The following is a 25,030-nucleotide window of genomic DNA, read 5'->3' on the forward strand; positions in this document are numbered from 1 at the left end:
TAGCAATATTGGGAGTGAAGAAGTTGTTTTATCATTTCGCAAAAAACCTCGTTCATTTTATTTTAATTATTCTTGGTGGGCGATTTCAAGTACAAAATAAAGACAAAATTATTGAAGCACCTTATGTAGTTGTTTCCACCCATACGTCTTGGATTGAAATCTTATACCTAGGTTTCGCATTATCACCAACGCCAGTTCATTATATGGCTAAACAAGAGCTATTCAAAGGAAAGATGCTCAACTGGCTAATGACTCACTTAAATGCCTTCCCAGTGAATCGTGACAATCCAGGGCCAAGTGCAATTAAAGCACCTATTCGGATGTTGAAATCAGGTAAAGTTGTTGGTATTTTCCCTAGTGGTACAAGAAAGACAACTAACCTTCATCTAAAACGAGGCGCCGTGACGATTGCTCATAAAGCGAAAGTACCAATGCTTCCGGCTGTCTATGATGGTCCAAAAACATTTGGTGAAATCTTAAAACGCAAAAAAATTATTATTCGCTTTGGTGACCCTGTCTTATTCAATGATACCGAACTTGACCAAAAAGAGCTACTAGAAGTTAAATCTCAAGAATTAATGGCAACTTTTGAACAATTACAAAATGAAATCAATCAAACGAAAAAGAAATAATAAAAAAAGACCGCTTCCTTCCAAAAAGGAAAACGGTCTTTTTTCTTATCAAGAAGCTGTATCAGTTGTGATACTTGAAGGGTTTAGCCCTGCTTCTTTTAATACGTTAGCCAATGCTTCGTCCGCTTTAGCCATCGCTTCATCTGCTTTTGTTGTATCACGTCCACTAGCTTTAAGTGCATCTGATTCTTGTTTATAAGCAATGCTTAAATCTTCTACAGCTGTTTTAAAATCATCTGTATATTTACCAAGGTCAGGTGTTTTTTGACTAGCTAATTCAACAGAAACTTTTAATGCAGATTCACTTGCTGGTTTTGCAAGTGCTGCTAGTTCTGCTTCACCAGGTTTTGGATCTGCACCAACTGCTGCTACATAAGCATTATAGTCTGCGTTATTTGTGTCAATTACGTCTACCAAAGTCATATAATAATTTAGCACATCATCTTTCACATTGGTTGACTCAGATTTTTTTGTATCTTCTTTCTTGTCAGAACTACTAGAACCAGAACAAGCCGCAAGCGACAGACCTAGTGCTAAAGTTAAGACTACTAATAACCATTTTTTCACGCTGTTGTCCTCCTTTTTTCAAGCCAAACTCGGAAGCCCTTTTTTAACTGGCCGCGTCAGTCTCGGATTTGCTTCACCCATCCGGCAAGTAACATTACTCACGATGTAACATTATTCATTATAAGCTATTCATACTGCATAATTCAAGCAGTTTTAGAAAATGCTTTCACTATTATTCATAGTCTGCATTTACTTCTACTTTATTAAGTTCTTTTTCGGTATTTTTATATTGGAAATACATGACAATTCGCCACGGTACAATCATCGCAAAAGCCATAATCCAGAACATTCCTGATAATTCCCCAACTTCTAAACTACCACTAATCCAGTATTTAATAAAAATTCGAATAAGTAATAAACCCATCAAAATTACCGGAAAAGCTTTTGTTCGCTTAATAAAAACGTATTGATGGCGAACTTCAAATTTTGTTGTCCAAATTAAAATAATGGAAAATACAAGCCCCATCGCAACCGCTTCTAAAATATCTAGCCATGATACACGGAAAAAAGGAATGACAAACATGAGCGCGCCTGTCGACATCATTATTGGTGGTATGATAATCCCTTTTACACTTGCTGGTCGTTTGGATGCCTTCATTCTAATCATAATAATTCCAGCACCAAAAACAAGTGTAATAATAATTGAAATAACTAATGACACAACTAACTCCTCCTATTAATCTGCTCTAACACTTCGCTCCTCATTATATTCCTTTTACCGTGTGAAATAAACTTCTCTGCTTAAAGCGCATCTCTATAATCCATGCCACTATTTTGTAATTTGTACATTGCATGATAAACACCTTGTTCAGTAATTAATGTTTCATGTGTCCCTCGTTCAATAATTCGTCCCTTAGATAAAACTAATATCAAGTCGGCATCTTTAATTGTCGAAAGTCGATGCGCAATCGCAATCGTCGTCCGCCCTTCTCGCATTCGTTTTAATCCAGTTTGAATTAAGCTTTCGGTTTCTGTATCAATGTTTGCAGTCGCCTCATCTAGCACAAGTATTTGCGGATTAGTGACTACCGTTCGCGCAAATGAAATCAACTGTCTTTGCCCGCTAGAAAAGGAAGAACCTCTTTCAATTACCTTATGATTATATTGATCTGTTAATGTTTGAATAAATCCATCTGCTTGAACAAATTTTGCTGCATCTATAATTTGTTCATCTGTAATAGTTTTATTATATAAACGAATATTATTTTTAATATCACCATAAAACATAAAGCTATCTTGTAAAACTAAACCTGTTTTCTTTCGTAATTCTGCCATTTGATGCGATTTAATTGATTTTCCATCAATTAAAATATCGCCACGTTCAAATTCATAAAACCGCATCATCAAATTAATAATCGAACTTTTCCCGCTTCCAGTGTGTCCGACTAATGCTACCGTCTGCCCAGGTTCTGCAGTAAAGCTAATATTTTTAAGTACATCACGCCCACCCTCATAGGCAAAGGAAACATCTTTAAATTCGATTTTTGCTTGGGTGATTTTTGCATCAGGGTCATTTAATTGAGCCGGAACTTCTTCTGTTTCATCCATTATCCGAAATACTCGTGACGCTGCAGTGATTGCTTCTTGATACATCGCCAGTCGTTCCATCACATTATATATCGCTTCAAGAAAACGATCAAAATAGCTAATAAAAGCATAAATCGTTCCAATTGCCACAGGACCAATTAGTGATTCTGCACCAAAGAAACTAAGAATAATCACAACAGCAAGCGCATAGATTAAATCAATTGCCGGACCTAGAAGTAACGCATTAAATTTAATGTTCTTCATACCAACATCATAATAATCTTTGTTAATTTTCTCAAATTCTTTCACTAAACGACGCTCTTGATTGAACTGTTGTACGATAGACATGCCCGAAATAGACTCGGCAATTTTTGCATTTAATTGACTTAATTTTTCTCGTCTCGCACGATAAAATTTGGAACTATATTTCCGGTAAACAAAAATGATGAAGACGATTAATGGAAATAATAACAAACTATAAAGTGCTAGCTGAACATTAAGAGCAAACATCGCTGCATAGATTCCAATGAGCATAAATAAACTTTGAATGGCGGTTGATAAAACATTAATAAACATATCTTTTACAGCTTCCGTATCATTAGTTACCCGCGAAACAATACTTCCAGCTGGCGTTTTATCAAAATAACGCATACCGAGCGAATGTAGTTTAGTAAAAATATCAATTCGCATTTGTTGCACGATTTCTAAAGCGATTTTTTGAAAGAAAAGTAGTTGGAAATACCACACAATAGATTTTCCAATTGTAATCCCTAAATACCCCGCTCCAAGAATCAGTAAAGCCTGCATCTCCAAATTCATTGGTGTTAAATAATCATCTAAAAATATTTTAATCAAAATCGGAGTAAATACATCTGCAAGTGTAACAAGAAGAACTAAAACTCCCGTCCAAATCAAACTGGGAATATGATATTTTGTATAACGAAGCATTCGTTTTAAAACTTCGCGATGTTCTTTTCCCGACATCACTAACATTTCATCTTGCTCATTAATCGTTTCCATCTGCCGCACCCCCTTTTTCTAAGGCTTCTTCCAGTTGTTGCTCCTGAAACATTTCTGCATACCAACCATCTAATTTCATTAAATCATTATGTGTTCCACGTTCTACAATCTTTCCTTTGTCAATGACGATAATCAAATTAGCATGCTCCACAGAACTAAGACGATGCGCGCTAATAATCGTTGTTTTATCAGATCGATTTTCTTTTAAATTGGATAGAATTTGCTCTTCCGTTTTAGCATCAACTGCTGAAAGTGCATCATCTAATACAAGTAATTCCGGATTCATAATTAACGCACGAGCAATTGCAAGTCGTTGTTTTTGTCCTCCTGATAGCGATACTCCTCGTTCCCCAACAATAGTGTCATATCCTTGTTCAAAACCTAGAATATCCTCATCTACTGATACAAGTTGTGCTATTTTAGTCACTTCTTCTTGAGATGCTTCTGGTTTCCCAAAACGAATATTATCCCGAACCGTCGTTGAAAACAAAAATTGATCTTGCGGTATATAACCAATCGATTCTCGTAATGCTCGAACTGTGTAATCTTGAATTTTTATATTAGCAAAGGAAATTTCTCCATTATAAGTATCGTATTCACGCATCAGTAATTTTAATAGAGAAGTTTTACCCGCCCCTGTTCGTCCGACAATTCCAAGTGTTTCACCCGCTTTTAATTCAAAGTGAATATCTGCAAGGACTGGTTCTGATTCGTCTGGATACGTAAATTCATTTATAACCACTTGCAAATCACCATTCGGAACCGTATCTAGCGCTCCGTCATGATCTAATATATCTTCTTTCTCTGTTAATAAATGCTGCACACGGTCATAAGAAGCATTTCCGCGTTGAATGATATTGTATAAAAATCCAAATGCTAGCATAGGCCAAATTAGTAAGAATAAATAGTTCGAAAATGCGATTACTTGTCCAATAGTTAGTTCGCCATCCACAACAAACTTCGCACCAAACCCAAGAGCTAAAACAAAAGAAATCCCTACAATTATGGAAATCATCGGATCAAACATTGCATCCACTTTTGCTACAGCAATATTTTTTTTGACTACATCTTTGGCTTGTTTCGCAAAATCTTGAATATCTTCTTTCTCTTGTCCGAATGTACGTGTTACTTTAATTCCTGAAATACTTTCTTGTGTTTTATCATTTAATGTTGAAAATGCTGCTTGGGCGCCGTGGAACCGGTCATGTAGCTTTTTCCCAAGAATAGAACTCCCAAGAACCATAAACGGCATCGGTAATAATGCAATCAGTGTTAATCGCCAATCTATCGTTATCGCCATGGTAGCAATAACTGTTCCCCCTGTTAAAACCGAATCAGAAAGCGTTAAAACCCCAATACCAGCCACTTGCTGAATCGCCGTAATATCATTTGTCGCATGTGCCATTAAATCTCCTGTACGATACCTTTGAAAGAAAAATGGTGACATCTTCGTAAAATGTTCAAATAATCGTAAACGAAGCGTTCGCTGCAATTTATTATCTGAACCAAAAATGAGCATTCTCCATACATAACGTCCGCCATAAGCAAGAACCGCTGCTACAACAAGAATAAGCATCCACTTTATCAATTTCTCTTTTGTTAGCGAATCATTTGTTATGGCATCCACCGTATAACCAATTATTTGCGGCGGAACTAATTGCAAAAGTGCAATCATAAATAGGATGGTTACTCCAAATACATAAGATTTCCAATTTTCTTTAAAAAACCAACTCAAAGCTTTAAATATCTTCAAACGCCTTTTCCCTCCCTTTTTTCCTTAAAAATGGACAAATAAAAATAATGGACCAATTTTTGCCCATTATTACCCGAAAAAATATATTTATTTGCCACCACTTTGTATAAATAAAACCAAATTAAAGGAGAGTTTCCTTGCCCGTGAAATGGTCCGGTGAAATAAATGCTATTTTAACGCGCAATAATGCCTTGTTGGAAATCATATTATAATTATTCATCGTCCATTCCTCCTTTGTTTTTATTATGCAACGATATTAGTTTAACCGATTTTTTTTGAAAGCGCAACAAATAATTGCTAATTGTTCAAAAATTATTTTAATTGAACAATTTATTATTTAATGCTTTTTCTCCTATTTTTTAAAATTTTCAACCTAAAAAATAAAAAAACATGATAAGGTCCCAATTTTATAACGACGTAACGTCCTTCATAAAACTGCTATAATGACCTTAAAATGTATTTATCATAATTTCGATTACACAAGAATCTATCCATGCTAGGTAGTCATCAAGCTATTGAGACTACCTGCACGGATATTATTGAAATATACTTACAAAGCTTTATTATATTGATTTACTTAGGCTTTGCAAATCACTCTTCTATTGTCACAACTTGATTTTCAACCGCCTCTTCATAAAGCTCCACTTCTTCTGTTTGTCTCACTTCTTTATTTGTATCTAGTTCTTTTGTTTTTTCGTCAAATGAGATGGTTGAATTTGCCCCTGATACTAGCAAACTACCATCATCTTGTTCATAGGCAGTAAAAATATAGATTTGTCCTACTTTTGGAAGTTGATCATCTTCGAAAACATCATATGCCGAACCGTCTTCACGTAATCCCCCTTGTTTTTCAATGGAAATACTTTCTGCTGTAGGCAACTCATTTTTTAAATTGGTAATCACATCTAGTTCATATTGGGTATATGCCTCACCGATATATTCTATTTCACCATTGGCTTGTTCTATTGGAGTCTTATTTTTATAATTTGTGCCGATTTCCTTTGTCACTTCACCTACAAAAACGTAATCCGCATCACCAACTACTTCTTCGGGTTTATCCACATCTAAGGTATAATCGGAATAAATCTCATATATTGGAACTTCTTTTTTGGGAGTTGCAGCTTTATTTGTATATGTATTTACAACTAGAAAACAACTCATGACTAAAAGACACGTTGTAAAAACAATAATTGCGATTGTTTTCTTCTTCATTTTTACTTCCCCCTTTTAATTAATATTTTTTATATGCAGCATTATAAGATTGTTTATCATTTACAGATAAAGTTGTTTTGGAAGTACCATATTGATACATTACATCACTTGATGCATTATGGCCTAATCGTAAACCATGTCCCAGTTCATGTGTTGCAACATTTTGTTTCCCAGCATTATTTTGCTTATCCATATTTTTTTTATTAAAAGTGATTTTACCATTACTATAGGTGGTAGCGTTGACATTATTATTAACATAAACATCACTACAATAAACATCTGATTTATTGGTAGCAGATGCTGGTCTAATTACCCCTTTTTTATAAGCATTCCAAGTAGCTGCTCCTTTTTTTATATACGCCATATACTTGGAATTACCTGAATAATCTAGGTGCTTAGTAGAATCTACCAAATCCCAACTATTAATTTTAGCTGCAGCCTGTGCTTCTTTACCAGGTATGAAAACGGTACATAGGCAAACAAAAGCTAGCATTAAGATATACATTTTTTTCATGTTGTAACACTCCTTTTTGTTTTTTTAATTATATTTTGATAATTTCATGTATACCGATACAATAACCTCAGCCCCTTCTTACTTTCCGCATTTAATGTTTAAATACTAACACACTAAATTTATGTATAACCAAAAATGTAATGAAATGTCCGATTCTTGTCATGAACGACTAAATTTAAGCTTTTTTTAGAATTATTCTTACACATTATGAACTAAAGCTTATCCATTTATAGTATAATCAACACATTTTGAGTAACTATTAGTTATTTATTCATTTCAAAACCTCTTTGTCACAAAAACTCCTTATTTATAGCCTTATTCCCAAAATATTATTGGTTTTTTTCACATAAACTTAAAAACCCATTGAATAACTATGTATAGTTTATACGTTTTAAATTTAGAAATATGTCTACTAAGGGTTATATTGTTTTTTTTAAAAATAAAAAAAACCGCCTCTCACTAGGAGAGACAGTTTTTTATGCTTCATATTAAAATGAAATTATTTTTTCACTTGGGACATAAGTAGTTTTCAAATGGTTTATACAACAGATCTTCTGTAGCTTCACTGGCTTTTATCCCACAATCATTTCTATAAATAAGGAATAGCAGACCTTTTTCGAACAAAATTTATAAGGTATCAATCGATAAAATTTGTATCTTCTATTCAAGATATACATTCTAAAAAGATCATCGCTTGGTCATTGGGAAACTGGAACAGCATCAAAAGGAGAAGACAAATTTTCAGCTCTCCTTTTGATGCTTTATTGTTAATAATTATCGTCTGATTCCTGCGTACTTATACCTATATCCAATATATTTCCTATTTCTTTAGTGGATAAAAATTGACCTTTTTTAATTAATTTCCCATTCAGTATGACAATTGGAAGTTTTGTTAGTCCTTCTTTTTCTAGAATTTTTCTTACAAGGTCGTTATCTATAAAAGGCTGTATGTCTTCCTCATAGAAAAATAAATTAATATCAGCAGTTTTTTCCTTTAAAAAATAATAATTATCTTTGAATTGCTGCGTAGATATACTTTTAAATATTTCAATTTCTACTTCATCTTCTTTAATATCACTCAGACAATAATAGTTTAATTCTATCATCTACCTAAAGTTACACCCCCAGCTTTTGCAGAAACAGTTCCCATTCCCATTCTTGTATAATATTGAGTACTTACACTACATGGTAAGTATTTTTTCTTTCCTGTATAATCAAAGTAAATTCCTCCACCATAGGATTTTGGAGCTTTATATGGAAGCACTGCAGAACGCGTTCTTTTTGTTCCATAAGTTAATTGTGAGTTTAATTTCAAAAAACCTGATTTTGAAGCCGTAATAACATAAATTGTATAACCTTTTGTCGCGCCCACCTTCTTTGTTGATGCAGTCAAAGTGATTGCATTAATTGACATAAGTCCTGCTTTTAAAGGTGTTTTAATAATTGTTGTTTGTTGGTACTCCTCTTCCTCAGAGAATCCTTTACTACTTAAATAAGACTTTTCTGTACCAGATAAAGAGCTAAATTCTACTTCCTCACTAGCCTTATCTATTTTCACAGTAGATTCTTCAGCTTTTACTCCTTGTGGAAAACTAATACCTATGCTAATCAATATTAAGCTTATAAAGAGTTTTGATAGTAATTTCATTATGTTATCTCCTTTTTTATGTATTTACTTTTCTTCAACATACGTAGACTGATAGTATTCATTCTCTTCTGAAAACACCATAGACTTAATAATAGTTTGCGTTTTTTTATCCAAATTTTGAAATTTAGTAGGCTCACTAGAAGTACCCATCATTGTAACAAAAAGCAATCCAACAATTAATAATCCTCCCCATTTAAGCTTTTTTATTTTCCCACCGCCATTGAAAAAATTATAGCACATAAACAAAATGTATAACAAAAAAAGTAATGAAATGCCCGATTCTTGTCATGAACGACTAAAAATAGACCTTATTTAGAATAATTACTATACAATTTGTGTCGAATCAGGATTTTATACATCCAAAGCATCACAACAAGAGTCGTTATTCACAGATTATTCATTATAAAATTAAGACCTCACAAAACGTTCACTAATTGGCATGTTTTTATGTATTTTTTCAAGTCATTCATCACTAATTAGTGAAATAATTAACATTTTAAAATAATCCCGAATGAATAATTGTGTATATTTATTAGTTTGGAGTGAAAATCTCTGCTAACTATTGATTCATAATATAAGAATATGTAATACTGGTCTTGTGAATTTATTTCAAATTTCATTCAACTATTAGCTGTTCAAATTAACTGCGACACTGCGCTAAAAAGTTCGGTGTATTTTTTTTGCATAAAAGAAGCCCTAACGGTGAGGTTAGGCTAAAGATGAAAATTATATAGGTCTTTCAGTTTACACTTCAATTTATGGGATGAAAATGAACCTACTTTATATCATGATTCTGTAAAAAAAGAAATTAGCTTTTAAAAAGAAGTGCCCTTCCTGGGTTTTTCTTTAGAAATAAAAGCAGAACATAGGTACTAACAATAACTTTGAAAAGACGAATAATAATGCCCTGGACTAAATGGGAACAAACAAAGCATTTAGGAATATATGAGTATTCGACAAAAAAGGAAAACGTTACGGAATCCGAGTACGTTACAATCAAGGTAATAAGTATCTTGAAAAAAGCAAATCTGGGTTTAAAACCTTAGCATTTGCTAAAGTTTATAAAAACGAGATTGAAAATTTAAAGTATAGTAAAAAATCATATGTTTTCGAAAATCAAAAATTAACTTTAAATTTCTGGTTTGATTCTTATATGGAAATGTTTAAAAAAAGAAAAAGAGCAAGGATACAATAGCAAATAAATATTGTGTTTATAAAAATCACTTAGAATTCCCTTTTGGTAATTATTATTTAATTGATATAAGTTTAGAAATATATGAAGAGTTTTTACGAGAAAAGCTTGAAGAAGGATACGCATAAAACACGGTTAAAGCAATTCATAAATTGAAGAAATCAATTTTGAACTCTGCTGTCAGATACGAAAAGCTAGACAAGAATAGACTTCAATACGCAGAAATTGAACAATTAGACGCGGCGGAAGCCATTAAACTTAAGGTGTTAGAGACTGACGAATTCAATGTATTTATATCTGCTTGTAGAACATTTTTTACTAAATAAGATTTTTCTATGATCTATCTTGCTATTTAGGGAATGTGGCGAGGAGAAGAAATGGGTGTAAAACTCAAAAACCTTGCCTTCGACTATGTTAAGCAACAAGTTCGTATAACTTTAAAGTCTACTTGTACGCTTCGAACAGCTGAAGGAAAAGGAACAAAAACGCCTGCTGGTAGACGAACACTATTACTTGATGAAGAAGGTTATCATTTACTAAAATATTCAGTGGAAAAAGCGGTTACCATCGCCAAAGATCATGGATCCGTTTTACATCAAAATGATTTTATTTTTAGAAATCCAGTCTCTAATCGTCCTTGGGCACTTACTCGCATGAATGATTTGACAATTATATGGTATTCATACGAAATCACGAATAGTAAAAAACCCGTAATGCCAATAGAATCACGGGTTTTTAATGTCGTATAAAATCTCATACTAAATTCGAATTATTTTTTCACTTGGGACATAACTTCTTCTACAAAGTTATCTTCTTTTTTCTCGATTCCTTCGCCTACTTCGAAACGTACGAATGATGCTACTTTACCACCGTTTTGTTTCACGTATTCACCTACAGTGATATCAGGGTTTTTAACGAAAGGTTGGTCTTCTAAGGAAATTTCGCTTAGATATTTTTTCAAACGACCTTCTACCATTTTTTCAACGATATTAGCTGGTTTTCCTTCGTTTAATGCTTGTTGAGTTAACACTTCTTTTTCGTGTTCCACTTCTTCTGTTGAAACATCTTCACGAGAAATGTATTTAGGATTGATTGCAGCGATATGCATAGCAACATCTTTTGCAACTGCTGCATCCTTAGTTCCTTCAAGAAGTGTAAGTACACCAATACGTCCGTTCATGTGGATATACTCACCAAAAGCAGATTCATCCGCTTTTTCTTTTACTTCGAAGCGACGAAGAGAAATATTTTCACCGATTTTTGTAATTGCTTCTGTGATATAATCTTGAACAGTTTGTCCATTAGGCATTTCAGTTTTAAGTGCTTCTTCTAGGCTATCTGGGCGAACTGCAAGAATTTGTTTAGCAAGTGCATCAACTAATTGTTGGAAGTTATCATTTTTAGCTACAAAATCTGTTTCAGCATTTACTTCAAGTACTACGGCATGTTTATCGTTGCTGATTACATGTGTCATACCTTCAGAAGCAATACGGTCAGATTTTTTCGCTGCTTTAGCGATTCCTTTTTCACGAAGAAAATCAATTGCTTTTTCCATATCTCCTTCAGTTTCTACAAGTGCTTTTTTACAATCCATCATACCAGCACCAGTTTTTTCACGTAATTCTTTTACCATTTGAGCTGTAATATTTGCCATTTAATTTCCCTCCAATTTTTCTCTTTAAAAAAGGTGATAAGAATAGTGCCTTATCACCTTGAAAGTTTCAAATAAAATCTTATGCTTCCGTAGTTTCTTCTGTAGCTTTTTCTTCTACAGGAGCAACTTCGGCTTCCGTTAACTCTTCCCCTTGGTTTACTTCAATGATAGCGTCTGCCATTTTAGCAGTTAATAGTTTAACCGCACGAATAGCATCATCATTTGCAGGGATTACGTAGTCGATTTCATCCGGATCACAGTTTGTATCAACAATACCGATGATAGGAATATGAAGTTTACGAGCTTCTGCAACCGCAATACGTTCTTTGCGTGGGTCAACGATGAATAATGCATCTGGAAGACCTTTCATGTCTTTGATTCCGCCTAAGAAGCGTTCTAATTTTTCTTGTTCTTTTTTAAGAAGGACAACTTCTTTTTTAGGAAGGACTTCAAAAGTTCCATCAGCTTCCATTTTTTCGATTTTTTTAAGGTGTTGAATACGTTTTTGAATAGTTTCAAAGTTAGTTAAAGTTCCACCTAACCAACGATGATTCACGAAGTATTGTCCAGAACGGATAGCTTCGTCGCGAACGGATTCTTGTGCTTGTTTTTTAGTTCCTACAAACAGGATAGTTCCGTTGTCGCTAGCTACTTCACGCATGAAGTTGAAAGCTTCGTCTACTTTTTTCACTGTTTTTTGTAGGTCAATGATATAAATACCATTTCTTTCTGTGAAGATATATTTCTTCATTTTTGGGTTCCAACGACGAGTCTGATGACCGAAGTGAACGCCAGCTTCTAATAATTGTTTCATTGAAATAACAGGCATTGTGTTATTCCCTCCTATTGGTTTATTTTTTGCGGATAACCGCCCTCCGCATGGATCAACCAGCTGAAAAACTTGAGCAAATAATCGTCAAGCACCTTCCCAGTCTGTCACCGTGCGTGTGTGATTTAACACTAACAATAAATATAACATAATAACACTAAATTTGCAAGTTAAAGTTACATCTTTCCCTGCTACTAGTCTATAATGTAAACCTAGCAAATACAAAGTAATTTTTTAGCATTACTGTACAGTATTTTAGTTTTGTTCTCCTCGTATTCTTGAAAAAAACTTGACTTTCTTTTCTTTCAAATGCAAAATACATTTGAAAGGTATGATTAATGTGAAAAAATGGGGATTACGTATTTTAGTTATTCTAATTATTATTTTGGTTCTACTTTGGGCTACTGGAATTTTAAAACTAAGTTATGTAAATTTAAATGACACAGAAACAGTTGCAGAGATAACTCAAATTAAAAGAACAATTGAAGAAAAAGAATCAGGTGATGTTTATAAATTTTATATTACCTATAAAACAAAAGATCAACAAACTATAAAAACACATTTCCGAAAAGCTATTAATGTATACGAAGCCAATTACTATCAAGTTGGAAACAAGATTAAAATTCGTTATTCAAACTGGACACCTTCTGTTTGTGTAGCCATTTAATTACCATAACATCTCTTTTCTCGTAAATATCGTACAAAAAGCGCCAGATTTATCTGAGCGCTTTTTGGATAGTATTCAATGACTTATAACTCCACGCGTTCCATTGCATCTTTCGGTGTGCCAAAGAAATAAGTTAGGATAAATCCGCCTAAGTATGCTGCAACTAAACCAATGACATAAGAAAGCCATTCGTTATTAGCGATTAGTGGAATAAGTGCTACTCCAGATGGGCCGATTGCAATTGCTCCGACATTTCCAAAGAAGCCAATTACTGCCCCGCCAATACCACCTCCAAGACAAGCTGTTAGGAATGGCTTACCAAGTGGAATGGTTACACCGTAAATCAAAGGCTCACCGATACCTAAAATACCAACAGGAAGACCACCTTTGATCATATTTACAAGTGGTTTATTTTTACGACAGCGAATCCATAAAGCAATGGAAGCACCAACTTGTCCGCCACCTGCCATAGCGAGAATAGGTAATAAGATTGTGTAACCATTTTGAGCAATCATTTCTACATGAATTGGTGTTAAAACTTGGTGTAAGCCGAACATAACCATTGGTAAGAATAGTGTTCCTAAAACAAATCCTGCAAAAACACCACCAACTTCAATAACCCAGTTAATACCATTGACTAGTCCGTCTGATACTAATCCTGCAAATGGCATAATTAAGAAAATAGTTATTAAACCAATAATTAACAAAACTAGTGTGGGTGTAACAATAATGTCAATGGCATTGGGAATAATTTTGCGCAAGTTTTTTTCGAGTACACACATAAGCCAAACAGCTAGTAAAACTCCAATAATACCGCCTTGCCCTGCTGATATTGGGTTTCCAGTGAAAATATTGGTAATTGTATGCCCTTCTGCTAATCCAGAAAGAAGTGTAATCCCCGCAATTCCTCCACCAAGTACCGGTGTGCCGCCAAATTCATTTGCAGTGTTAATCCCTACATAAATTGCTAAGAAGTAAAATATACCTTTATTAATGACTCCTAGAATATCCACATATTGAGTCCAAACCGCTGCATCTAAGTATCCGGCCGTTATGTTGTTTGTTATAATGGCTGCTATACCTGCAATTAAACCTGCCCCAACAAATCCTGGAATTAATGGAACAAAAATATTTGATATAGATTTTAATAGCCGTTTAAAGCCGGAAGAATTATTTTGTTTAGCTTTCATTTCAGCTTTTGTTTTGGAAGCTTTTTCTTCTACTAGTTCTTTACCAGTTTTTGTCTCACTATCAAGATTTTCTTGAATAGTTTCACCGATTTTGACACCGGCCATCTCAGCCATAGCAGCAGCTACCTTATTGACAACACCTGGTCCAACTATAATTTGTAATGTATCATCTTCCACCACGCCAATGACACCTGGTACTTTTTTTAATTCTGCAATATCCACAAGATTACTATCAATAATACCTAGTCGCACTCTTGTCATACAATGAGCAATTCTTGAAACGTTACCCATTCCACCGACGTGAATAAATATTTGTTTGCCGATTTCTGCTTCTTTTGTCATTATTCCAGCTCCTTATTTTTTGATGGTATTTCGAACAAATCCTTTTGCTGCTTTTAATTTTTCTAATGCTACTTCTTTACTTGAATCAGTTAAAATCATTACGATAGCAACTTTGACATGTCTTCCAGATGTTTCATAAAATCTACTTGCTGTCTCATAATCGACTTCTGTTGCTTCCATAATAATTCTCTTAGAACGTTCTTCTAATTTTTTATTTGTCGATAAAACGTCTACCATTAAGTTCTTATAAACTTTCCCAATACCTACCATTGATGCTGTTGAAATCATGTTCAGTACTAGCTTCTGTGCTGTACCGGCTTTTAATCTAGTAGAGCCAGTTAAAACTTCAGCTCCAGTCACAATTTCCACCGCTATATCCGCATGTGCAGAAATTTCAGCATTAGCATTACAAGATATTGCGCCTGTTTTTGCACCAATTGAGTTTGCATAATCCAATGCACCAATCACATATGGTGTTCGCCCACTCGCTGCAATACCAATAACAAAATCATGTTTAGTTAATTGAATTTCCTTTAAATCAGCCTGTCCAAGCGATATAGAGTCCTCTGCTCCTTCTACGGCAGTTACAAAAGCTTTCTCTCCACCAGCAATTAAACCAATAACCTGCTCTTTTGCAACGCCAAACGTAGGGACACATTCTGCTGCGTCAAGCACACCTAACCTTCCGCTAGTCCCAGCTCCGAGATAAATTAATCTTCCCCCTTGTTCAAAACTGTTGATGACACCGCTTACAATACGTTCAATTTGAGGTAAGACTTTCTTGATAGCAGTTGGAACTGTTGCATCTTCTTCATTCATAACTGCTAAAATTTCTTTTGGCGAAAGTGTATCTAAATCAACTGTTTTTTTATTTCGCCCTTCTGTTCCTAAATTCTCTAGCATCTAACCACTCCTTCCAACACAGTATAATATAAATGAAATAAAATTTCAACATATATTTTAAAATTTAAAACTTTTGTTTATCAAAGCTTTTTAATGCTCCGTAAAAAAGATAGGAACTAGCTACATTTCATAAGCTAGTTCCTATCTCTATTTATTCTCTAAAACGGTTTGTCGCTTCTCGAGATTGTTTAATTTGTTCAATCATTTCATCATAGTGGTGAGACGCATAGTAGTAAAATAAAATATCAACTACTAGCAATTGCGCCTGTCTTGAACTAGTTGCTGTACTTCTGATTTCGGCTTCTGGGGCACGTGAAGTTTCTAAAGATAAATCGGCTCGTTCTTTTAATTTATTATGACCAAAACGTGTGAGACTAATGACAAGAACATTGTTTAATTTAGCTTGCTCAACCAGTTGTAATACTTCGGACGTTTCGCCACTATTAGAAATAGCAATAAAAACAGCTCTTTTCTTTCCTGTAGCAAAAGCCATTGCAAGAACATGCGCATCTTGAGTGGCTAAAACATGCTTTCCTGCTCGCAACCACTTTTGAGAGATGTCTTCTGCCACTAGCCAAGAAGCACCAACACCATAAGTATAAATTGTATCTGCGTCGCCTAGTAAATCACATGCCTCTAAAATTTTGGTTTCATTTAGCTGACTTGCCGTATCATTCATTGTTTGAATCATATTAGAAACTAATTTTTCTGTAATAGTATGAAAGTCTTCATTTGGTTCAATGTCGTAATATCCTTTTTTTTGTGGTTTCACTAAATCAAGTGATAATTGTCGCTTTAATTCAGGAAAGCTTTGAAGACCAATTGATTTACAGAAACGGACAACTGCTGCCCCGCTCGCGTCTGCTTGTTGAGCTAGTTTATGAATCGATGCTGTAGTTGTAAATTCAGGATTCGCTAATACTGCTTGTCCAATTTTTTTTTCTGATTTTGGCAAGTCGTCTAAAATGCCTTCTATTCGATTGATAATACTACCATTACTCATCAGCTTTTCTCCATTCCATTTTTCGTCATTATACCAAATAACCAACTAAAAATAAAACTGCCAGCTAAAAAGCCAGCAGTTTTTACTTTTAATTCGCAACAATATTAACCAGTTTGCCAGGAACAACAATCACTTTACGAATTGTTTTACCTTCAAGATTTTCTTTGATTTTATTGTCTTCTTGAGCGATTTTCTCTAGTTCTTCTTTAGCTAGTGATTTCGCAACAGTGATTTTATTTTTCACTTTACCATTCACTTGAAGTACGATTTCTACTTCATCTTCTACTAGTTTGGTTTCATCATAAGTTGGCCAAGATACATAGCTGATTGTTTCTGTATGACCTAGGATCTCCCACAATTCTTCTGCAAGATGTGGAGCGATTGGCGAAAGTAGTTGAACGAAACCTTCGATATATTCTTTTGGAATGCTTGGTTGTTTGTATGCTTCATTGATAAAAATCATTAGTTGTGAAATTCCTGTATTGAAACGAAGATTTTCGTAATGATTAGTTACCGTTTTTACCATTTGATGATATGCTTTTTCCAAATTAGCATTTGCATCTGTTGTTACTTTTTCTGCAAGTGTACCTTCTTCTGTTACGAGCAATCGCCAAATCCGGTCGAGGAATTTACGTGCCCCTTCTAGTCCATTTTCATTCCAGGCGATGGAAGCTTCCAGAGGTCCCATGAACATTTCATACAAGCGAAGTGTATCTGCACCATATTTTTCAACTACTTCATCAGGGTTAACCACATTGCCTCTAGATTTGGACATTTTTTCATTATTTTCGCCAAGAATCATTCCTTGGTTAAATAGTTTTTGGAATGGCTCTTTTGTTGGCACAACTCCAATATCATATAGGAATTTATGCCAGAAACGAGCATAAAGCAAATGAAGTACAGCATGTTCTGCCCCGCCAATATAAACATCTACTGGTAGCCATTCTGCAAGTTTTTCTTTATCTGCAATTGCATCTTTATTTTTTGGATCGATATAACGCAAGAAGTACCAGCTTGATCCAGCCCATTGCGGCATGGTGTTTGTCTCACGGCGACCTTTGCGACCATTTTCATCCGTAACATTTACCCAGTCATACAAATTAGCAAGTGGAGATTCGCCGGTTCCAGATGGTTTAATTTCTGTTGCTTTTGGCAGAAGTAGTGGTAGTTCCTCTTCTGGTACAAGGGTTGTTTCACCATCTTCCCAGTGAATAACAGGAATAGGCTCTCCCCAATAACGTTGTCTACTAAACAACCAATCACGCAAACGATAAGTGATTTTGCGGCTACCCACATCTTCTTTTTCTAGCCAATCAATCGCCGCTTTAATTCCATCCATTTTGTTCATACCATTCAAAAAGGCAGAATTTATATGTGGTCCATCTTCTGTAAAAGCTTCTTTTGAAATATCTCCACCTTCAAGAACAGGACGAATATTCATGCCAAATTGTTTCGCAAATTCATAATCTCTTTCATCATGTGCAGGTACAGCCATAATTGCGCCAGTTCCGTATTGAATCAAAACATAATCAGCAATCCAAATTGGCACTTCTTCCCCGTTGATGGGATTAATTGCGTATGCGCCAGTGAACACACCTGTTTTTTCTTTTGCAAGATCGGTTCTTTCAAGCTCACTTTTTAGCTCTACTTGTTTTTTATAATTGTCCACTGCATCTTTTTGAGCTGGTGTCGTGATTTTTTCAATAAGTTCATGTTCTGGTGCAAAAACGGTGTATGTTGCGCCAAAAAGTGTATCAGGACGTGTTGTAAAGACGTTAAAAGTTTCATCGCAATCTTTAATTTTAAAAGTTACTTCTGCTCCTTCTGAACGTCCAATCCAGTTACGTTGCATATCTTTAATATTTTCTGGCCAATCGACTAGCTCTAGATCATCTAGCAAACGGTCAGCATAAGCTGTTATTTTCAGCATCCATTGGCGCATTGGTTTACGGTAAACGGGGAAACCACCACGTTCACTTTTACCATCAATAACTTCTTCATTGGCAAGTACAGTACCAAGCGCGGGACACCAGTTGACAGCAATTTCAGCTTCATAAGCCAAGCCATGTTCATATAGTTTTTCAAAAATCCACTGCGTCCATTTATAATATTCTGGGTCAGTCGTATTAATTTCGCGTTCCCAGTCATAAGAAAAACCAAGTGATTTAATTTGACGAGTAAAATTGGCAATATTAAGTGCGGTAAATTCTTCCGGATCATTACCAGTATCAATTGCATATTGTTCAGCAGGAAGACCGAAAGCATCCCACCCAATTGGATGAAGGACATTTTTGCCTTGCATCCGCTTCATTCTAGACAAAATATCCGTTGCCGTATAACCTTCTGGATGTCCAACGTGAAGCCCTGCCCCTGATGGATACGGGAACATATCAAGTGCGTAGAAATTTTCTTTATTTTTATCTGTTGTTGTTTTAAAAGTATTATGTTGACTCCAATATTGCTGCCATTTCGGCTCCACTTTTTTGTGATTAAATGTCACTTTATTCATCCTCTCTTTTCCTTAAAATATCGAATTTGGGATACAAAAAAATCCCTACATCCCAACGGCTTATCGCCATGGGACGAGAGATGCTTCTCCCGCGGTACCACCCACATTAGTGTTTGACCACTCAACTTCAAAAATCCTTAACGCGGAAAACGGGGATACACCCAAGCTCCATGGTAAGTTCATCCGGATTTTGTGACTGACTTGCACCAACCGTCAGCTCTCTCAACATCAAAATAAGTGGATTACTACTCCATTTCATCGCTTTTTCTCAAAATTCATTAGCTTTATTGTAGCTGAAATTACAGTTTTTAGCAAGTGCTCTAAATATTTCTCCAACTTGCTTGCTAAAATGTGCTAAAATGAATGGAGAATTTCATTTGAAGGAGTCTAAAACTAGTGAAACAAACAAATCCATTTTTATATAGTAATGATAACAAGCGATACCATACTTGGAACTACTGCTTACGTGAACAATTTGGTCAAAAAACGTATAAAGTAGCACTAGACGGCGGCTTTGATTGCCCTAACCGTGATGGTACAGTAGCGCATGGTGGTTGTACATTTTGTAGTGCAGCGGGGTCTGGAGATTTTGCCGGAAATCGTGCGCTTGATTTAAAAGTTCAGTTTCAACAAGTTCGTGATAAAATGCAAACGAAATGGAAAGATGGCAAATGTATCGCGTATTTCCAAGCATTTACAAATACGCATGCGCCGGTTGCGGAACTTCGTGAAAAATTCGAGGCTGTTTTAAATGAACCAGGTGTTGTTGGTCTTTCCATTGCCACAAGACCTGACTGTTTACCAGATGATGTAGTAGAATATTTAGCCGAATTAAATGAACGTACCTATCTTTGGCTCGAACTTGGTTTGCAATCTGCACATGATGAAACTGGACGATTAATTAACCGTGCGCATGATTATGATTGTTATTTAGAAGGAGTGCAAAAACTCCAAGCACACAATATCCGAATTTGCACACATATTATCAATGGTCTTCCAAAAGAAACGCCAGAAATGATGATGGAAACTACCCGAAAAGTCGTTGAAAGCGGAGTCGATGGGATTAAGATTCACTTGCTCCATCTCTTAAAAGGCACACCAATGGTAGAAGATTATAAAAAAGGGGATTTGGAATTTCTAACTCGTGATGGTTATGTAAATTTAGTTGCAGATCAATTAGAAATATTACCTCCTGAAATGGTGATACATCGGATTACTGGTGATGGTGGTGTCGATGATTTGATTGGCCCAGTCTGGAGTTTAAACAAATTTGAAGTACTTAATGCGATAGATGCTGAATTAGTTAGAAGAGATAGCTGGCAAGGGAAATTTTTTCAAGCGCAGGAAGTGATAAATAAATGAATTTACGAGCAGTGCTCCCTTTCGCTCATGATACACTTCGAAAAGTTGTTCGTTCTGGTGATTATGTGGTGGATGCGACTTGCGGAAATGGACATGATACATTGCTTCTCGCAGAACTAGTGGGTATAAATGGTCATGTTATAGGATTTGATATTCAACAAGTAGCTATTGATGCGACAAGAACTCGACTAGAAAAGGCAGAGATGACTTCCCAAGTAGAATTAATTTGTGCTAGTCATGCGACAATTCCTGTTTATGCCAAACAACCCGTTCGAGCAGCAATTTTCAACTTAGGTTATTTGCCTGGTGGTGATAAACAAATTACGACAACGGCTGATTCCACCCTACTTAGCATTACTCATTTGATGGAGCTTTTAGAAATTGGTGGTGTGATTATTCTAGTTATTTATCACGGACATCCAGAAGGGAAAACAGAAAAAGAAGCGGTTGTTGCTTTTTGTACAGCCATTAATCAACAAGCATTTCATGTTTTATCCTATCAGTTTATTAATCAACAAAATGACGCTCCTTTTGTTATCGTCATCGAAAAAAGAAAACCTAGACAAAGCTAACAACGGCTTGTCTAGGTTTTCTTTTATTTACCGAAATCGTATTTATCGGCTACATATATATCGTACCAAATCATAAAGATTACTACTGTCCAGATTTTTCGGCTATAATCGAATTTTCCAGCACAATGATCATCTAATAAGTCTAGAACATATTTTTTGTTAATTAAATGATCTGTTGGTGATTCTTTAATAATATTTTTGACCCAAGCATTCATTTCGTCTTTTAACCAGTGACGAATTGGCACAGGGAATCCTAATTTACGACGATTAAGTACGTGTTCTGGTACGAATGTCGCGGCTGCCTTACGTAAAATGTACTTCGTTGTTCCTTGTGTGGTTTTCATGGTGTCTGGAATACCTTTTGCAACATTATACACTTCTTTATCAAGGAAAGGCACACGAACTTCTAGTGAGTTAGCCATTGTCATTCGGTCTGCTTTTAAAAGAATATCGCCTCGAAGCCAAGTATGAATATCAATATACTGCATTCTTTCTACCGGATGATAGTTTTTTGTTTCTGCATAAAACGGATCGGTAATATTTGTATAATCGTGTCCAGCTTGGTATTTTGGAAGTAAAATTTGTTTTTCTTTCTCAGTGAACATTTTTGCATTACCGATATAGCGTTCTTCCATCGGCGTTGTTCCACGTTCTAAGAAACTTTTACCACGCATTCCCTCTGGCATCACACTCGCAACACTGTTTAACATCGATTTAAATACTTTTGGCATTTTATTGAACATTGCTAAAGAGTTAGGTTCGTTGTAAATATTATATCCGCCAAAAAGTTCATCCGCTCCTTCACCAGATAATGCAACGGTTACTTGTTTGCGAGCTTCTCTGGATAAGAAATAAAGCGGAATAGCAGCTGGATCAGCAAGCGGATCATCCATATGCCACACGATTTTTGGTAATTCTTTCATGTATTCTTCCGGAGAAATAACATAGCTAATATTTTCTACGCCAAGTTTATCAGCAGTTTCTTTTGCTACATCAATTTCACTAAATCCATCCCGCTCAAATCCAACTGAAAATGTTTTAATAGCTGGGTGGTACTCTTTGGCAATCGCAGCAATAATGGAAGAATCAATTCCACCAGATAAAAACGAGCCTACAGGAACATCAGAGCGCATATGCATTTTAACAGAATCATACATTACATCACGGATTTCTTTCACCCATGCGTCTTCAGATTTTGTCACTGGTGCAAAAGCTGCTTTCCAATATGTAGTTATTTCCATTGGTTCGCCTATTTTTTTGATGAATTGATGACCTGGTTCCAAACGCTTTACATTTTTTGTTAAAGAATCTGGTTCTGGAACGAATTGGTAAGTCATGTAATTTTGCAAGGAAATTTCATCTAATTCCTTTTCTTTTAAAGCATGAAGAATGGATTTTTTTTCTGAGCCCATATAAAGCTTGCCATCTTCTTCTGCATAGAAAAATGGTTTTATACCAAATGGATCACGTGCGCCGTATACAAGTTCTTCTTGTTTATCCCAAATAACAAAGCCAAACATCCCACGAAGACGTTCTGCGGTTTTTTCTTTATATTTTGCATACGTAGCAATAATTACTTCTGTATCACTCTCTGTTTCAAATGTCATTCCCTCTGCAATTAATTGCTCGCGGAGTTCAACATAGTTATAAATTTCTCCATTAAAAATAATCCAATAACGTTCATTTTCATACGTTAGCGGTTGATGACCGTTTTCTACATCAATAATACTTAAACGGCGGAAACCAAATTGCACGTGGTCATCTGTGAAATAACCTTCATCATCCGGTCCACGGTGCGTTATCATACTGTTCATTTGTCTAAAGGTTTCTTTATCAGCGCCAGTAATTTCTGTAATGCGGTCATGTACGCATCCTACAAATCCACACATGGTAACATTTCTCCTCTATATACATAATCATTTTTTCTTTTTTTCACAACGTCTATCATATCATAACTAGACTTCCTTTGCACTGTTTAGGAAGGAAAAACCGAACACTCTTAAAAGAAATGTTCGGTATCTTTTATTTTGCTACTAATTTTTGTAATGCTTCTGCTTTATCTGTTCTTTCCCAAGGTAAATCCAAATCACTACGTCCAAAATGTCCAAAAGCCGCTGTTTGACGATAAATCGGACGACGTAAATCAAGCATGTGAATAATACCAGCTGGGCGTAAATCAAATAATGCATTTACTCCATCGATTAACTCTTGTTCCGAAAATTCACTAGTTCCATATGTGTCAATCGAAATCGATACTGGACGAGCCACACCAATAGCATAAGCAAGCTGTACTTCCACTTTTTTAGCTAGTCCCGCAGCAACGATATTTTTAGCAACATATCTAGCAGCATAAGCACCAGAACGATCTACTTTAGTCGGATCTTTTCCAGAAAATGCCCCGCCACCATGTCGCGCATAGCCGCCGTAAGTATCAACAATGATTTTACGACCAGTTAAGCCAGCATCTCCAAGGGGGCCACCAATTACAAAACGACCAGTTGGATTGATAAAGTATTTCGTGTCTTCATCTAAGAAAGAAGCATCAATCACTTCTGGGAAAAGATATGTGTGCAAATCTTTAGCAATTTGTTCTTGTGTAATATCGGGATGATGTTGTGTCGAAACAACAATCGTATCAATTCGAACAGGTCTATTTAATTCATCATATTCAACAGTTACTTGTGTTTTAGCATCAGGACGTAAATAATCCAGTTTTTTTGATTTGCGTAGTTCGGTTAATTTACGTGCAAGACCATGTGCTAAGAAAATAGGTAATGGCATTAATTCTTCTGTTTCATCAGTAGCAAATCCGAACATTAAGCCTTGGTCTCCTGCACCGATTGCTTCAATAACCGCATCATGTTCCCCGCCGCTTCTTGATTCTAATGCTTCATCTACACCTTGTGCAATATCTGGTGATTGCTCATCAATGGCTGTTAAAACGGCACATGTTTCCGCATCAAAACCATATTTTGCACGCGTATAGCCAATTTCTTTAATTGTATCACGAACAATTTTTGGAATATCTACATAAACAGAAGTCGTAATTTCTCCTGCTACTAAAACAAGTCCAGTTGTCACAGTAGTTTCACAAGCTACACGTGCGTCCGGATCTTTTGAAATAATTGCATCTAAAATTGCATCAGATATTTGATCTGCAATTTTATCTGGATGTCCATCAGAAACCGATTCCGATGTAAATAGATGACGATTTTTAGCCAATTTTATTTTCCTCCTTTAATTCTTTCCAAATAAGCCTCATATAAAAAGCCTTTCTCTATTTAGCACAAAACGCGCACGAATAGAGAAAGGCTATCATTATACCTTTGCTCTCATCGTTCAGGAGATAATACTCCTGCAACAGATTAGCACCTTTCACTTATATGTGTAGGTTGCTGGGCTTCAAAGGGTCAGTCCCTCTACCGCTCTGGATAAGAGATAAATTTTAATTCTAAGCTAGAATACCATAAAGTCCGACTAGATGCAATAACTAATCCGGATATTCCTTTTTTAAAATAGCTCTTTTCATCTCAAACGTTTTTGAATCAATTTTTTCTTATCATTATTTCCAACCTGTGTTATGATAGATGGATAAAAAGATGTTTTTATTTATTAAAGGAGATTGTATCTATGAGTTTAATTCCGTTATCCTCGATTATTTTTCTTGGCTTTTTAGCAGCTGTTTGTTTATTTGATTTTGTCCTTCGTTGGTACTGGTTTAAATATTTTTTAGCCGCAATGGGGTTGATTGCAAGTGGTGTCGTGTTCTTCATTAGTTTTTATGGTGGAGGAATGGCCCAAACAGAAATAGCCATCGCGATTTTCATTGGAGCTTTTGGTGAATATATTGTTTCATTAATTATTAGTCTCATTCGTTTTATCGTTAGAAAATCAAATAAACCTAAACAAAAAAAAGCAAAGACCGCATAAAAAA

Annotated in this window: 22 protein-coding genes, 1 riboswitch and 1 other annotated feature; of the genes, 6 read left to right on the plus strand and 16 right to left on the minus strand. The window is 35.3% G+C overall.

The annotated features are described in order from the left end of the window. Positions 1-23 precede the first annotated feature (23 nt). A complete protein-coding gene (locus HCJ50_RS04185; RefSeq protein WP_185347848.1) occupies positions 24-632 on the plus strand; it encodes a lysophospholipid acyltransferase family protein in 609 nt (202 codons plus the stop codon). A gap of 48 nt (positions 633-680) precedes the next feature. Here the strand turns inward: HCJ50_RS04185 and HCJ50_RS04190 are convergent, their stop codons facing one another. From HCJ50_RS04190 to HCJ50_RS04225, 8 genes are all read right to left on the minus strand, one after another. Next, on the minus strand, positions 681-1,199 hold the full coding sequence (locus HCJ50_RS04190) for a hypothetical protein (RefSeq protein ID WP_185349591.1): 519 nt from the start codon (positions 1,197-1,199) through the stop codon (positions 681-683). A 172-nt stretch (positions 1,200-1,371) separates the two neighbouring features. Further along, on the minus strand, positions 1,372-1,860 hold the full coding sequence (locus HCJ50_RS04195; RefSeq protein WP_185395552.1) for a CcdC family protein: 489 nt from the start codon (positions 1,858-1,860) through the stop codon (positions 1,372-1,374). 80 nt (positions 1,861-1,940) lie between these two features. After that, entirely contained in the window at positions 1,941-3,746 is a 1,806-nt protein-coding gene (locus tag HCJ50_RS04200) for an ABC transporter ATP-binding protein (protein ID WP_185395551.1), read from the minus strand. Then, a complete protein-coding gene (locus HCJ50_RS04205) occupies positions 3,733-5,499 on the minus strand; it encodes an ABC transporter ATP-binding protein (RefSeq protein WP_185395550.1) in 1,767 nt (588 codons plus the stop codon). Before HCJ50_RS04205 ends, HCJ50_RS04200 begins: the two co-directional genes overlap by 14 nt. 591 nt (positions 5,500-6,090) lie before the next feature. Further along, positions 6,091-6,711 (minus strand): cell surface protein, encoded by a 621-nt coding sequence (locus HCJ50_RS04210; RefSeq protein ID WP_185395549.1) that lies wholly within the window; start codon positions 6,709-6,711, stop codon positions 6,091-6,093. Between the two features lie 19 nt (positions 6,712-6,730). Then, complete coding sequence (locus HCJ50_RS04215; protein ID WP_185395548.1) at positions 6,731-7,225, minus strand: matrixin family metalloprotease; 495 nt, start codon at positions 7,223-7,225, stop codon at positions 6,731-6,733. A 767-nt stretch (positions 7,226-7,992) separates the two neighbouring features. After that, complete coding sequence (locus tag HCJ50_RS04220) at positions 7,993-8,331, minus strand: arsenic metallochaperone ArsD family protein (protein ID WP_185395547.1); 339 nt, start codon at positions 8,329-8,331, stop codon at positions 7,993-7,995. Further along, complete coding sequence (locus HCJ50_RS04225) at positions 8,328-8,873, minus strand: hypothetical protein (protein ID WP_185395546.1); 546 nt, start codon at positions 8,871-8,873, stop codon at positions 8,328-8,330. Before HCJ50_RS04225 ends, HCJ50_RS04220 begins: the two co-directional genes overlap by 4 nt. A 1,569-nt stretch (positions 8,874-10,442) precedes the next feature. On the opposite strand from HCJ50_RS04225, the gene HCJ50_RS15725 reads away from it, so the two are divergent. After that, positions 10,443-10,814, plus strand: a complete 372-nt coding sequence (locus HCJ50_RS15725) for a hypothetical protein (protein WP_246456423.1) — start codon at positions 10,443-10,445, stop codon at positions 10,812-10,814. Between the two features lie 20 nt (positions 10,815-10,834). Here the strand turns inward: HCJ50_RS15725 and tsf are convergent, their stop codons facing one another. Beyond that, entirely contained in the window at positions 10,835-11,719 is an 885-nt protein-coding gene (tsf, locus tag HCJ50_RS04235; protein WP_185349451.1) for a translation elongation factor Ts, read from the minus strand. A gap of 79 nt (positions 11,720-11,798) precedes the next feature. Next, entirely contained in the window at positions 11,799-12,548 is a 750-nt protein-coding gene (gene rpsB, locus HCJ50_RS04240) for a 30S ribosomal protein S2 (protein WP_014093012.1), read from the minus strand. 340 nt (positions 12,549-12,888) lie between these two features. Here rpsB and HCJ50_RS04245 point away from each other — a divergent pair, with 340 nt between their 5' ends. Then, entirely contained in the window at positions 12,889-13,215 is a 327-nt protein-coding gene (locus HCJ50_RS04245) for a DUF3592 domain-containing protein (protein WP_187123939.1), read from the plus strand. Between the two features lie 83 nt (positions 13,216-13,298). On the opposite strand, the gene HCJ50_RS04250 is transcribed toward HCJ50_RS04245, so the two are convergent. From HCJ50_RS04250 to leuS, 4 genes are all read right to left on the minus strand, one after another. Further along, a complete protein-coding gene (locus HCJ50_RS04250; RefSeq protein WP_185395544.1) occupies positions 13,299-14,747 on the minus strand; it encodes a PTS transporter subunit EIIC in 1,449 nt (482 codons plus the stop codon). Positions 14,748-14,759: 12 nt separating this feature from the next. Next, positions 14,760-15,650, minus strand: a complete 891-nt coding sequence (murQ, locus tag HCJ50_RS04255; protein WP_185349445.1) for an N-acetylmuramic acid 6-phosphate etherase — start codon at positions 15,648-15,650, stop codon at positions 14,760-14,762. A 151-nt stretch (positions 15,651-15,801) separates the two neighbouring features. Continuing rightward, complete coding sequence (locus tag HCJ50_RS04260) at positions 15,802-16,653, minus strand: MurR/RpiR family transcriptional regulator (RefSeq protein ID WP_185349443.1); 852 nt, start codon at positions 16,651-16,653, stop codon at positions 15,802-15,804. An 88-nt stretch (positions 16,654-16,741) separates the two neighbouring features. Continuing rightward, positions 16,742-19,153: a leucine--tRNA ligase gene (gene leuS / locus HCJ50_RS04265; protein WP_185395577.1), complete on the minus strand. Its 2,412-nt coding sequence runs from the start codon at positions 19,151-19,153 to the stop codon at positions 16,742-16,744. A gap of 75 nt (positions 19,154-19,228) precedes the next feature. After that, positions 19,229-19,430, minus strand: a binding site (T-box leader). 128 nt (positions 19,431-19,558) lie between these two features. On the opposite strand from leuS, the gene HCJ50_RS04270 reads away from it, so the two are divergent. Further along, complete coding sequence (locus HCJ50_RS04270) at positions 19,559-20,524, plus strand: TIGR01212 family radical SAM protein (RefSeq protein WP_185349441.1); 966 nt, start codon at positions 19,559-19,561, stop codon at positions 20,522-20,524. Next, a complete protein-coding gene (locus HCJ50_RS04275) occupies positions 20,521-21,096 on the plus strand; it encodes a class I SAM-dependent methyltransferase (protein ID WP_185395543.1) in 576 nt (191 codons plus the stop codon). The genes HCJ50_RS04270 and HCJ50_RS04275 overlap by 4 nt, the downstream gene beginning before the upstream one ends. Positions 21,097-21,119: 23 nt before the next feature. On the opposite strand, the gene asnB is transcribed toward HCJ50_RS04275, so the two are convergent. Continuing rightward, entirely contained in the window at positions 21,120-22,985 is a 1,866-nt protein-coding gene (gene asnB / locus HCJ50_RS04280; protein ID WP_185395542.1) for an asparagine synthase (glutamine-hydrolyzing), read from the minus strand. A 133-nt stretch (positions 22,986-23,118) separates the two neighbouring features. Further along, positions 23,119-24,318 carry a methionine adenosyltransferase gene (metK, locus tag HCJ50_RS04285; protein WP_185395541.1) on the minus strand — a complete coding sequence of 400 codons (1,200 nt, stop codon included), beginning with the start codon at positions 24,316-24,318 and terminating at the stop codon, positions 23,119-23,121. 107 nt (positions 24,319-24,425) lie between these two features. Beyond that, positions 24,426-24,534, minus strand: a riboswitch (SAM riboswitch). A gap of 192 nt (positions 24,535-24,726) precedes the next feature. On the opposite strand from metK, the gene HCJ50_RS04290 reads away from it, so the two are divergent. Next, entirely contained in the window at positions 24,727-25,026 is a 300-nt protein-coding gene (locus HCJ50_RS04290; RefSeq protein ID WP_185395540.1) for a hypothetical protein, read from the plus strand. Positions 25,027-25,030 lie beyond the last annotated feature (4 nt).

This window comes from Listeria immobilis (genome assembly GCF_014322765.1).
GTDB classification, from domain to species: Bacteria; Bacillota; Bacilli; order Lactobacillales; family Listeriaceae; genus Listeria; species Listeria immobilis.

Coding starts and splice junctions, on each gene's coding strand:
- HCJ50_RS04200 (WP_185395551.1), bottom strand. CDS start 3,746: ATGGAAACGATTAATGAGCAAGATGAAATGTTAGTGATGTCGGGAAAA.
- HCJ50_RS04210 (WP_185395549.1), bottom strand. CDS start 6,711: ATGAAGAAGAAAACAATCGCAATTATTGTTTTTACAACGTGTCTTTTA.
- HCJ50_RS04215 (WP_185395548.1), bottom strand. CDS start 7,225: ATGAAAAAAATGTATATCTTAATGCTAGCTTTTGTTTGCCTATGTACC.
- HCJ50_RS04220 (WP_185395547.1), bottom strand. CDS start 8,331: ATGATAGAATTAAACTATTATTGTCTGAGTGATATTAAAGAAGATGAA.
- HCJ50_RS04225 (WP_185395546.1), bottom strand. CDS start 8,873: ATGAAATTACTATCAAAACTCTTTATAAGCTTAATATTGATTAGCATA.
- HCJ50_RS15725 (WP_246456423.1), top strand. CDS start 10,443: ATGGGTGTAAAACTCAAAAACCTTGCCTTCGACTATGTTAAGCAACAA.
- tsf (WP_185349451.1), bottom strand. CDS start 11,719: ATGGCAAATATTACAGCTCAAATGGTAAAAGAATTACGTGAAAAAACT.
- rpsB (WP_014093012.1), bottom strand. CDS start 12,548: ATGCCTGTTATTTCAATGAAACAATTATTAGAAGCTGGCGTTCACTTC.
- HCJ50_RS04250 (WP_185395544.1), bottom strand. CDS start 14,747: ATGACAAAAGAAGCAGAAATCGGCAAACAAATATTTATTCACGTCGGT.
- murQ (WP_185349445.1), bottom strand. CDS start 15,650: ATGCTAGAGAATTTAGGAACAGAAGGGCGAAATAAAAAAACAGTTGAT.
- HCJ50_RS04260 (WP_185349443.1), bottom strand. CDS start 16,653: ATGAGTAATGGTAGTATTATCAATCGAATAGAAGGCATTTTAGACGAC.
- HCJ50_RS04275 (WP_185395543.1), top strand. CDS start 20,521: ATGAATTTACGAGCAGTGCTCCCTTTCGCTCATGATACACTTCGAAAA.
- asnB (WP_185395542.1), bottom strand. CDS start 22,985: ATGTGTGGATTTGTAGGATGCGTACATGACCGCATTACAGAAATTACT.
- HCJ50_RS04290 (WP_185395540.1), top strand. CDS start 24,727: ATGAGTTTAATTCCGTTATCCTCGATTATTTTTCTTGGCTTTTTAGCA.